At 62.9% G+C, this 9,403-nt stretch carries 15 protein-coding genes; all 15 read left to right on the forward strand.

All coding sequences use genetic code 11. The features are described from left to right. Nucleotides 1-33 precede the first annotated feature (33 nt). A complete protein-coding gene (locus JZZ72_RS18160; protein ID WP_236066292.1) occupies nucleotides 34-285 on the forward strand; it encodes a hypothetical protein in 252 nt (83 codons plus the stop codon). Next, entirely contained in the window at nucleotides 282-503 is a 222-nt protein-coding gene (locus tag JZZ72_RS18165) for a DUF551 domain-containing protein (protein WP_053867829.1), read from the forward strand. Before JZZ72_RS18160 ends, JZZ72_RS18165 begins: the two co-directional genes overlap by 4 nt. A 295-nt stretch (nucleotides 504-798) precedes the next feature. Then, nucleotides 799-1,053 carry a hypothetical protein gene (locus JZZ72_RS18170; protein ID WP_210014844.1) on the forward strand — a complete coding sequence of 85 codons (255 nt, stop codon included), beginning with the start codon at nucleotides 799-801 and terminating at the stop codon, nucleotides 1,051-1,053. Beyond that, nucleotides 1,050-1,496 carry a hypothetical protein gene (locus JZZ72_RS18175; protein WP_210014829.1) on the forward strand — a complete coding sequence of 149 codons (447 nt, stop codon included), beginning with the start codon at nucleotides 1,050-1,052 and terminating at the stop codon, nucleotides 1,494-1,496. The genes JZZ72_RS18170 and JZZ72_RS18175 overlap by 4 nt, the downstream gene beginning before the upstream one ends. 295 nt (nucleotides 1,497-1,791) lie before the next feature. Beyond that, nucleotides 1,792-2,916: a hypothetical protein gene (locus JZZ72_RS18180; RefSeq protein ID WP_210014830.1), complete on the forward strand. Its 1,125-nt coding sequence runs from the start codon at nucleotides 1,792-1,794 to the stop codon at nucleotides 2,914-2,916. Between the two features lie 7 nt (nucleotides 2,917-2,923). Beyond that, a complete protein-coding gene (locus JZZ72_RS18185; protein ID WP_210014831.1) occupies nucleotides 2,924-3,700 on the forward strand; it encodes an ERF family protein in 777 nt (258 codons plus the stop codon). Further along, nucleotides 3,684-4,301 carry a lambda exonuclease family protein gene (locus tag JZZ72_RS18190; protein WP_100633203.1) on the forward strand — a complete coding sequence of 206 codons (618 nt, stop codon included), beginning with the start codon at nucleotides 3,684-3,686 and terminating at the stop codon, nucleotides 4,299-4,301. The genes JZZ72_RS18185 and JZZ72_RS18190 overlap by 17 nt, the downstream gene beginning before the upstream one ends. A 13-nt stretch (nucleotides 4,302-4,314) precedes the next feature. Continuing rightward, the gene (locus tag JZZ72_RS18195; RefSeq protein ID WP_210014832.1) at nucleotides 4,315-4,803 is read left to right on the forward strand and encodes a single-stranded DNA-binding protein; all 489 of its coding nucleotides are present in this window, start codon (nucleotides 4,315-4,317) and stop codon (nucleotides 4,801-4,803) included. A gap of 2 nt (nucleotides 4,804-4,805) precedes the next feature. After that, a complete protein-coding gene (locus JZZ72_RS18200; protein ID WP_210014833.1) occupies nucleotides 4,806-4,970 on the forward strand; it encodes a hypothetical protein in 165 nt (54 codons plus the stop codon). Between the two features lie 212 nt (nucleotides 4,971-5,182). After that, nucleotides 5,183-5,614 carry a hypothetical protein gene (locus JZZ72_RS18205; RefSeq protein ID WP_210014834.1) on the forward strand — a complete coding sequence of 144 codons (432 nt, stop codon included), beginning with the start codon at nucleotides 5,183-5,185 and terminating at the stop codon, nucleotides 5,612-5,614. Between the two features lie 61 nt (nucleotides 5,615-5,675). Continuing rightward, the gene (locus JZZ72_RS18210) at nucleotides 5,676-6,257 is read left to right on the forward strand and encodes a DUF1566 domain-containing protein (RefSeq protein WP_210014835.1); all 582 of its coding nucleotides are present in this window, start codon (nucleotides 5,676-5,678) and stop codon (nucleotides 6,255-6,257) included. A gap of 66 nt (nucleotides 6,258-6,323) precedes the next feature. After that, a complete protein-coding gene (locus tag JZZ72_RS18215; RefSeq protein ID WP_210014836.1) occupies nucleotides 6,324-6,944 on the forward strand; it encodes a DUF1566 domain-containing protein in 621 nt (206 codons plus the stop codon). Between the two features lie 52 nt (nucleotides 6,945-6,996). Continuing rightward, nucleotides 6,997-7,353: a four helix bundle protein gene (locus tag JZZ72_RS18220; protein WP_210014837.1), complete on the forward strand. Its 357-nt coding sequence runs from the start codon at nucleotides 6,997-6,999 to the stop codon at nucleotides 7,351-7,353. Nucleotides 7,354-7,555: 202 nt separating this feature from the next. Continuing rightward, nucleotides 7,556-8,740 (forward strand): RNA-directed DNA polymerase, encoded by a 1,185-nt coding sequence (locus JZZ72_RS18225; RefSeq protein ID WP_210014838.1) that lies wholly within the window; start codon nucleotides 7,556-7,558, stop codon nucleotides 8,738-8,740. Nucleotides 8,741-8,763: 23 nt separating this feature from the next. Next, nucleotides 8,764-9,403: DNA cytosine methyltransferase (locus JZZ72_RS18230; RefSeq protein ID WP_210014839.1), on the forward strand; the 640-nt coding region annotated here is incomplete at its 3' end.

A 9,403-nucleotide genomic window follows, 5' to 3' on the forward strand; every position in this document is an offset into this window, starting at 1 on the left:
GCTCCTGGCCAATGCGGTCCTGAGGATCACCCAATGAGCGGAATGAACGTTTCCGGCCAGGTCATGGTTCAGGAGCCTTCAGGCAGCGGCTTTTCGGCCCATGTCTACCCGACACTCCTTGATGCGGCCATTCAGTTGCTGCGCGTGATGATTCGCCGCGCCGCTGACGATCAGCAGGCCATGGCCCAAATCGAAAGTGCTGTAGCTGAGCTGATCAGCGAGGAGCGACATGATTTGGACATGGAAATTGCAACCGAGCGCCGGCGCCGTGGAGAAGAGCCATGAGCGGCTGGATCAAGTGCAGCGACAGACTGCCTCAACTGCCCAAGGGTGGCGGCAAGGCCTGGGTTATCGCCTACACACCAGCACGAAAAGCACAGAGCGCCTTCAACGGCGCCCGCTTCCTCTACTGGAACGGCATTGACTGGCGCTACGGGGATGGCTCGCGCTTCGAGCACCGCGTGACGCACTGGCAGCCACACCTCACCCCACCCACCGAGTAACCCACCACCACCTGGAGGCCGTCATGGCTGCCACAGCAGAGTTTGCTTGCCAGTGGTGCAAGCAGCCATTCATTGCGCGGCTAGCCGACCGCAAGCGCGGCTGGGCTCGCTACTGCTCAAAGTCCTGCAAGGCAAGCAGGCAAGAGCGCCGTACAGGACAGCATACCGCCTATCAGGATCGCCGTGAACGCAGCGGAAACCCATACGAAGGCGGCGAGTTTGCAGATGCTCACCTATTCAGCAACGAAGATCACGACTGCAACAAGCCCCTTTAAACCGACATCTGGAGGCGACCATGCACCCAAGCATTCAAACCCGGCGCGACATTCTCTCCGTGCTCAAGGAGCGCTCTGTGATTGCCACTGCCGAGTTCTACGAGAAGGTTGGCCGGGTGATGCCGGTGATCCTGTTCCGGCTCCAGGTAAAGCCTGCGGGCCGGGACTTCTTCCACGTAGTGGACAGTTCCAGCGGCAGGGTCGTTGGATTCCGCCGTGATCACAACGAGGCCTGTGCATTGGCGCGCCGGCTGGAGACGGAGACAAGGTCATGAGCAACTTCCTCGAAACGCCGGAAGGCCCGAACTGGCTGCACGACTCTATCAACAAGCTGATCTGCGGCGAGAACGTCACGGCGCCGCGCCCATTTGGCAAAGAGGTCTCGCTGGTAACCCCCCAGTCGCTGTACGAGGCCCTCGCGGAGCACTTGGGCGCACAGGAGCACATCGCGCCGCTGCTGACCGACAACCGTGAGTACCCGATTGAGCGGATGATCTGCGAGGTCATCGCCGACGGTCGCGGTATTCACCGCAAGGCGCACGATCTTGCCTGCGAGGCGGTAGGCCCATCCAAGGCGGGCCACCCTACTGCTCTGCATGACGTGGCCGAGGCCCTGATTCGGCCGTGGGCCAATGAGTATGGCCGGGCCCTAGCCGAAGAGGTCGCTGCTGACCGGGCTATCGATCGGTACGAGCAGGCCAAGGCTGACGCAGCATGACAAGACTGCAGCGCGCACGCCGCTTCGCCTTCTGGCGAGGCAGCTTCACCACCCTCTTCATCTGCACTGCCTGGATGCTCGTAAGCGCCCTGGCCAGCGCCATCACTTCCTGAATTCACACCCGGCGCACGGCGGGCCCCATCGGGGATAACCGTACCCCATCGGGAGCGTAAGCGGCGAGAGCGCGCAACCATCCACCGCAGCCAGGGCGCGGAGCAACCCTCCGTAACCGCGTGACCTGGCATTCCCCCTATTCCAACTGACGGCGCTCGCATGGAGCGCGAGGTGTGTCCCAATGTCCGCACAACAGCAGCTGATCACCGTCGACGACATCAGCGAAGAGAATGCCCCGGCCATCTACGTGCTGGGTGGACTGAAACCTTTCCTTGAGCACACCAGGTCGCAGGTATGCGGCGAAGTGCCAGATCTGACCACCCGTAAAGGGCGAGAACGCATCGCCAGCCTGGCAGCTGAAGTGAGCCGGTCCAAGAAAGCAGTGGAGAATCCTGGTCGAGATTACTTGCGCCGCCTCAAGGAGATGCCGAAGGTCGTCGAGACCGAGCTTCGCGAGTTCGTCACTGAAATGGACAAGCTTCGCGACGAAGTGCGCAAGCCGCTGAACGACTGGCAGGCCGCTGAGGATGCCCGGGTAGACCGACACAACAGCGCCATTGCCCACCTGAAGCTCAACGCCCAGGACCTGGACGGCATCACCGCCGAGGACTTGGCCGACCGAATCGCAAAGGTTGAAGCGGCCCCCCTGGGCCAGCAGTGGGAAGAGTTCGAAGCCGAAGCCGCCCGGGCCAAGGACGATTCGCTGAAGGTGCTGCGCACTGCATTGGCTGCCCGCCAGCAGTACGAAGCCGAGCAAGCTGAGCTGGCTCGCCTGCGCCGCGAGGCAGAAGAGCGCGCCGAACAAGACCGCATCCGGGTGGCACAGGAAGCCGCTGTCGAGCTGGAACGCCAGCGCGTGGCTCAGGAACAGCAGGCGGCGCGAGAAGCCGCCGCCCGCCGCGAGCAGGAGCTGATTGACCAAGCTGCTGCGCAGGAGCGCGAAGCTGAGAATCAACGGCTGCAGCTCAAGTTGCAGGCCGAGCAAGCCGAGCGCGCCCGGATTCAGGCCGAGGCCGACCGCGTTGCTACCGAGCAGCGGATGGAACAGGAGCGGCAGGTCGCCGCCCGCCGACAAGAGGAAGCGGCCGAGCAGGCGCGCCAGGATGAACGCCGCCGTGCTGATGCCGCTGCCGCCGAGATCCTTCACCAGCAAGAAGCCCGCGAGCGAGACGAAGCCCATCGCCGCAGCATCAACCGTTCAGCGCTGGAAGCTTTCATCGCTGGCGGCATGCCAGAAGCCTGCGCCAAGCAAGCGGTCACCCTGATCGCGCAGCGCAAGATCCCGAACATCACCATCGCATACTGAGGTCACCATGAGCCAAGTAGCCAGGGTTGAAACCCAATCCCAGTCGCCGGTCGTTGCCGCCGAGTCGGTCACCGTTCTGCAGATCATCCAGCAGGTCGCCATGACCCCGAACGCTGACATCGACAAGATGGAGCGCTTGATGGCAATGCACCGGAACATCCAGGCCCTGCAGGCTAAGCAGCAGTTCGACGAGGCCATGGCCGCCATGCAGGAAGAGCTCCCCGTCATCGGCGAGCGCGGTGGCATCAAGGACAAGAGTGGCCGAATCCAGAGCACCTATGCGCTCTGGGAGGACATCAACGAGATGATCAAACCCGTTCTGGCCCGCCACGGCTTTGCTCTCTCCTTCCGCACACCACGCAACGAACGCGGCATCGAGGTGGAAGGAGTTCTGAGCCACCGTGCCGGCCACCGCGAGACAACCTCTCTCGTCCTACCGGCGGACACCACCGGCAGCAAGAATGGCGTCCAGGCCGTGGCCTCCAGCGTGAGCTACGGCAAGCGGTACACCGCCGGCGCGCTGCTCAACTTCACCACCACCGGCGAGGACGACGACGGCAACGGTGCAGTCGTGACGCCGCGGGTAACGTCGGTGCAGGCCAGTCAGCTGGCCATGCTGCTGGAGCGCTGCAGCGACAAAGCCAAGGCCGCATTCGCCAGCATCCATGGCACCCCATCTGCGGTTGAGAAAGCCGCGTTCGACCAGGTGCTGGGCATGCTCACCAAGTCAGCCAACCAGAACGCAGCCGCAGACCAGGAGACCTCCAATGCAGATCATCACTGACATCGAACAAGGCACGCCGGAGTGGCTGGCCCTGCGCCTGGGTATCATCACCTGCTCGGAGCTGGACTGCCTTCTGGTCAGCGGCAAAGGGGAGGCAGGATTCGGCGTGGCCGCCTTCACCTACATGGACCAGTTGATCGGCGAGCGCATCACTGAAGAGGCCGCCGAGATTCCATTCCAGACCAAGGCAACCATCCGTGGTCATGAGCTTGAGGGTGTCGCGCGCGGGCTCTACGAGGATCGCGAAAGCCTCAAGACTCGTTCAGTCGGGATCATTCTGAACCACGGCATCGGCTACTCGCCTGACGCCTTGGTCGGCGACGACGGCCTCACCGAGATCAAGACCAAGCTTCCCAAGTTCCAGATCAGCGTCATTCTCAACGGCGAAGTGCCAAAGGAGCACATCGCGCAGTGCCAGGGTGGCCTGTGGGTATCCGAGCGCGAGTGGCTGGACTTCATCAGCTACTGGCCGGGCATGCCGCTCTTCGTCAAGCGCGTGTACCGCGACGAAGCCATGATCCGCAAGCTCACCGAACGGGTGAAGACCTTCTACGAAATCCTCGACGAACGCATGAACAAGGTGCTCGGCCTGGCCGCATAACCAAGGAATCACGATGCCTACTCTTACCGATATCGGCCGCCTGGGCCGCGACGCTGAACTGCGCTACACGCCTGACGGGAATGCCGTCTGCAACCTGGCCTTGGCCTGCGAGTACGGACGCAAAGGCCAAGACGGAAAGCGCCCCACCCAATGGGTCGATGCAACGCTCTGGGGCAAGCAGGCCGAGGCCATGGCCCAGTACCTGGTCAAAGGTCAGCAGGTGTACTTCACCATCGACGACGCCCACGTCGAGACCTACACCAAGTCCGATCATTCGCAGGGCGTGAAGCTCACCGGACGGGTGATCATCATCAAGTTCGCGGGCAACCCGCCACAGCAGGCGCAGGGTAACCAGTCTGCGCAACAGCCACGGCAACAGCAGCGCACCCACCAACAACGGCCGGCGCCGCAGCAGAGCCAGCAAGGAACGAACGGTCCCGACTACGAAAGCTTCGACGACGACATCCCGTTCGCCCCGCTGCACCACCTGACCGGGGCGTAGCCATGATCGCCACAATCGGCCAGGCCATCCCTGCCGTGAAGTACGCGGCGGCCATGGCAATTTCAACGGGCAAGCCATGGGGCGTATACCGAGGCAACAAGAGCCTGCTGGTCGTCATGCCCACCGAAGGCTCCAAGCGCCAACCTATCGAGGTGTGCCACCCATGAGGCGCATCAACAACCGAGTGCAGCAGCGCCGCCGGCAGTTGCACGTTCACTTGCCGCCCAGCGGTTTAAAGGGGGTGCCGTATGGCGATGACGCCGAAAGAGCGCGACCTGAGGCGCCGAGAGAAACAGGAGCGCCTGGGCGAGCAGGACTTGAGAATCAAGGCCACTGCCGCACACGCCGCACAGCTCGCTGACCTGATGCTGTGGGCGAAATGGTCGAGAGCAGCGAAGCGCTCACCCTCCTGATCTACCATGCGCACAAGCTGGGCCGGGAGAAATTCACCTTCTTCGCCGCTGGGGCGCAACTCGAGATTGAGAGCGACCAGCACATCAAGGCAGAGCGCACCGAGATCAGGCTGATGGCCAGGCGCGGCACCGTCCATCAGGTCGACGAAATGGGCGGGTGGATCAACGCCACCGACCGAAGCTTCGTAGTCCGCCTGCTGATTGAGCGTGCCCATGCTCTGGGGCCGATTCAGGCCCTCACATTGCTGTCGCTGCCTCCGCGCCACGATTTCGTCACCAGCAATTCCGTGGCGCGAACTCTCTATGAGTGGCGAGTGCAGCGTGAGCTTCGTGCATCAGACATCCGCCTTGGCGATGACCCCGATGACACCGGCCTGTTGTTGCTCGGCAACGGCTGAGCCAAAACTTCAATTACCCATATGCCGCCCAGGTAGGGCTGCTCATTCCTGAGAGATGCTCATGAAATCTGAAATGGTAAAGCTTGAACACAACGGTCTGCACTTCAAGGTGGCCCGCCCGAAGCTCGCCGAACTTGCCCTGGTTAGCGCTCTGGCCGGCCTGTCGTCCGCCAACGCCCCGAGCAACATCGCTGTGCCGCCAGTCGGCCAGCCTTGGCCGGGCCAGGGCGGCATCAACGGAGGCTTCGTGCCGGCCATCGGTGACGTGCCAGCGCACTACCTGATCTTCGCCGACAGCGATGTTGGCGAGCACGAGTGGGGCGGCCGCAATACTGAGTCGAAAGCTACCAGTCGGCACGACGGCAAGGCCAATACTGACATCCTGATAGCAGAGGGCGGCCATCCTGCTGCTGAAGCAGCCCGGGCATACCGCGCTGACGACCATGCCGACTTCGACCTTCCGGCCGCATCCCAGCTCTACCAGGCCTGGGTACACGGGCTGATCACCGAGGGGGCGTACTGGAGCAGTTCGCAGCGCTCCGCCTACACCGCATTCTACATGTACTTCGGTGGTGGCTATCAGGACAACACCGGCAAGGACGACGAGCTCCGTGTCCGCCCCGTCCGCAGATTCTTTATTTGATCCTTCATTCATTCGACCAAGGGCGCATCAGCGCCTTTTTTGTTGCCTGCACACAAGGAGCAGCACATGAGCGCAGTTGAGAAAGCAGCACAGCCCGCCAACATCCCCGCCATCGGCGAGGCCTACGGCGGTGGCTTCGTTACTGGCATCACTCGCGACCAAGATACCGGCGCGCGTCACCTGTGGATCACCGCCGGCGCCGAACATGAGCTTCAAGGGCGCTGGGGAGAGTACGGCGTGAAGATCGAAGGCGTCGACAGCTTCACCAACAGTCGCGCCAACACCGAGGCTATGGCCGCATCTGGCAGCGAGCTGGCCAAGCAGGTCCTGGCTCTGGAGATCGATGGCTTCACAGACTGGGCCATCCCAGCGCGCGACGTGCAGGAGCTGCAGTACCGCCACTTCAAGCCGACCACCGAAGAGAACTGGGCCGGCCGGCGCGACGGTGACAACCCTCACAGCGAGCCAGTAGGCCTGCTGTACAGCGAGGAAGACCCCAAACAGACCGCTCACGAAGCTTTCCAGGCCGGCGGCCCCGAGGCGTTCCGCGATACCTGGTACTGGTCGAGTTCGCAGCGCTCCGCCAGCACCGCATTCTGCATGGACTTCGCTGGTGGCTGTCAGGGCGACGGCGGCAAGGGCGACGAGCTCCGTGTCCGCCCCGTCCGCAGCGAGCTTATTCAGTAATTTTTTCATTTAACCGGCCGCTTGCGGCCGGCCGCCCAAGGAGGGGCATGACATGGCAATGCACACCGAGCTTTCGATCTACAGGGCCGCCAGCGGCCTTTTGCAGATGGCCACGAACCTCACCAGGAACATCCCGCGCGAGCTCAAGCAGTCGCTGGGCCGGCGCGTGATCGACGAGTGCATTGACGTGCTCATGCTCATTGCCCGGGCAAACGCGACGCAGGACAAGCGTCCACACCTGTCGGTACTGGTCGAAAAGGTCCAGGTGATCGAACTGCTCATGCGCCTCTTCAAGGACAACCGCTTCATCAGCGCTGACCAGCACGCCAGAACGATGGAGGTCACCACATCGATCGGCAAGCAGGCCAACGCCTGGAAACGCTTCACCCCATCCGCGCCCGCTGCCTGAAGGTTACGGCTTCCAGGCCTGTGCGAATTGAATCTGGTCGTGCCGCTGACCTTGGGTCACCGCCATGCGCACCATGGATACCGCCGGTCTAAAGCGTCCGTGTAGGTCCAGCGCAGTTTGTCCGCCGAGCAATCGGCAGGCCGACGTAGATAGCACGACAGGTCGCAGCGCTCCGCCAACAACGCATTCAACATGAACTTCGATGATGGCTATCAGAACAACAACGACAAGAACAACGAGCTCCGTGTCCGCCCCGTCCGCAGATTCAACGCCCTACCCGTTCAGCGAACTGGTCCAGGCCTACTACGACTGCCGGCGCTCCAAGCGCAACAGCAACAGCGCGCTGGCATTCGAAGTGAACCTGGAGCGGAACCTGACGGAGCTGCACCGCGCCCTGGTCACCGGCCAATACCGGCCAGGCCGCTCTATCTGCTTTGTGGTCACCCGGCCAAAAGCCCGCGAGGTGTGGGCCGCCGACTTCCGCGACCGCATCGTGCACCACCTGCTGTACAACCGCATCGGCCCCGGCATCGAGCGCAGCTTCATAGTGGACAGCTGCGCCTGTATCCCAGGTAGAGGCACGCTGTACGCCGGCAAGCGCCTTGAGGCGAAGATCCGGAGCCAGACGCAGAACTGGTCCCGCCCCGGCTTCTACCTGAAGTGCGACCTGGCCAACTTCTTCGTCGCGATCGACAAGCGCGTGCTGGGCCGCCAGCTGGTAGCCAGAGTCACCGATCCATGGTGGCAGCAGTTGACCCTGCAGGTGCTTATGCACGACCCGCGCGAGAACTACGACGTGCGCAGCCCGGCACACCTGTTCAATCGGGTACCGCAGCACAAGCGACTGACCGCGCAGCCTGCTCATCTTGGCTTGCCGATCGGCAACCTGTCGTCGCAGTTCTTCGCCAACGTCTACCTCGACGCGCTGGACCAGTTCTGCAAGCACGAGCTGGCGGCAAAGCACTACATCCGCTACGTCGACGACTTCGTGCTGCTGCACGACTCAGCGCAGCAGCTGAACGAGTGGCTGCACAGGATCGAGCAGTTCCTGCCAAGCCTGGGCGCCAGGCTCAACCCGAAGAAGACCATCCTGCAGCCAATTGATCGTGGCGTGGACTTCGTCGGGCACGTGATCAAGCCCTGGCGACGCACTACCCGCAAACGATCAGTGGTCCAGGCAATGAAGCGCACCGCTGCCGCGCCGGCGGAGGATCTGCGCGAGACAGCAAACAGCTACTTCGGCCTGCTCGCCCAGGCGAGCCACAGCCAGAAAGACCGCGCCGCACTGGCGAACCTGATCCTGCGCCGAGGCCATGCGGTCAACGGCGAGCTGACCAAGACCTATCCGAAACGCTGCCCGCCAGCGCCTTCCCCTATCCAACGATAACGCCTCCCCGGCGAGGATCACCAATGCCCATCACCTACGGAAGCGTCTGCAGCGGCATCGAAGCTGCGACCGTGGCCTGGCACCCGCTGGGCTGGCAGGCGGCCTGGTACGCCGAGATCGAGCCATTCCCCAGCGCGGTACTGGCTCACCACTACCCGAAAACACCGAACCACGGCGACATGACACGTCTGGCCGCCATGGTTCTGTCCGGCAAGATCCTGGCGCCTGACGCCCTGGTCGGCGGCACCCCATGCCAGGCCTTCAGCGTGGCCGGCATGCGCGAAGGCCTCAACGACCCACGCGGCGCCCTCACCATCAAATACGTGGAGCTGCTCGATGCAATTGACCATGTTCGAACAAAGCGCGGCGAGCCCGAGGCCGCCTGTCTCTGGGAAAACGTCCCAGGCGTCCTCTCCGACAAAGGCAACGCGTTTGGCTGCTTCCTCGGCGCCCTGGTGGGCGAATCCGAAGAACTCCAGCCGCCAGGGGGCAAATGGAAGGACGCTGGTTGTGTGTATGGACCCACGCGAACAGTCGCATGGCGGGTTCTGGATGCCCAATATTTCGGCCTGGCCCAACGACGCCGCCGTGTGTTCGTTGTCGCAAGTGCTCGAGCAGGATTCGATCCCCTCGAAGTACTTTTTGAGCGCGAAGGCGTGCGCC

Source organism: Pseudomonas palmensis (assembly GCF_017848315.1).
Taxonomy (GTDB): domain Bacteria; phylum Pseudomonadota; class Gammaproteobacteria; order Pseudomonadales; family Pseudomonadaceae; genus Aquipseudomonas; species Aquipseudomonas palmensis.

Bases quoted from the DNA above. Each gene is read 5' to 3' on its own strand.
- JZZ72_RS18170 (WP_210014844.1), top strand. From the start codon at position 799: ATGCACCCAAGCATTCAAACCCGGCGCGACATTCTCTCCGTGCTCAAG.
- JZZ72_RS18165 (WP_053867829.1), top strand. From the start codon at position 282: ATGAGCGGCTGGATCAAGTGCAGCGACAGACTGCCTCAACTGCCCAAG.
- JZZ72_RS18175 (WP_210014829.1), top strand. From the start codon at position 1,050: ATGAGCAACTTCCTCGAAACGCCGGAAGGCCCGAACTGGCTGCACGAC.
- JZZ72_RS18215 (WP_210014836.1), top strand. From the start codon at position 6,324: ATGAGCGCAGTTGAGAAAGCAGCACAGCCCGCCAACATCCCCGCCATC.
- JZZ72_RS18185 (WP_210014831.1), top strand. From the start codon at position 2,924: ATGAGCCAAGTAGCCAGGGTTGAAACCCAATCCCAGTCGCCGGTCGTT.
- JZZ72_RS18210 (WP_210014835.1), top strand. From the start codon at position 5,676: ATGAAATCTGAAATGGTAAAGCTTGAACACAACGGTCTGCACTTCAAG.
- JZZ72_RS18200 (WP_210014833.1), top strand. From the start codon at position 4,806: ATGATCGCCACAATCGGCCAGGCCATCCCTGCCGTGAAGTACGCGGCG.
- JZZ72_RS18190 (WP_100633203.1), top strand. From the start codon at position 3,684: ATGCAGATCATCACTGACATCGAACAAGGCACGCCGGAGTGGCTGGCC.
- JZZ72_RS18220 (WP_210014837.1), top strand. From the start codon at position 6,997: ATGGCAATGCACACCGAGCTTTCGATCTACAGGGCCGCCAGCGGCCTT.
- JZZ72_RS18195 (WP_210014832.1), top strand. From the start codon at position 4,315: ATGCCTACTCTTACCGATATCGGCCGCCTGGGCCGCGACGCTGAACTG.
- JZZ72_RS18225 (WP_210014838.1), top strand. From the start codon at position 7,556: ATGATGGCTATCAGAACAACAACGACAAGAACAACGAGCTCCGTGTCC.
- JZZ72_RS18205 (WP_210014834.1), top strand. From the start codon at position 5,183: ATGGTCGAGAGCAGCGAAGCGCTCACCCTCCTGATCTACCATGCGCAC.
- JZZ72_RS18180 (WP_210014830.1), top strand. From the start codon at position 1,792: ATGTCCGCACAACAGCAGCTGATCACCGTCGACGACATCAGCGAAGAG.
- JZZ72_RS18160 (WP_236066292.1), top strand. From the start codon at position 34: ATGAGCGGAATGAACGTTTCCGGCCAGGTCATGGTTCAGGAGCCTTCA.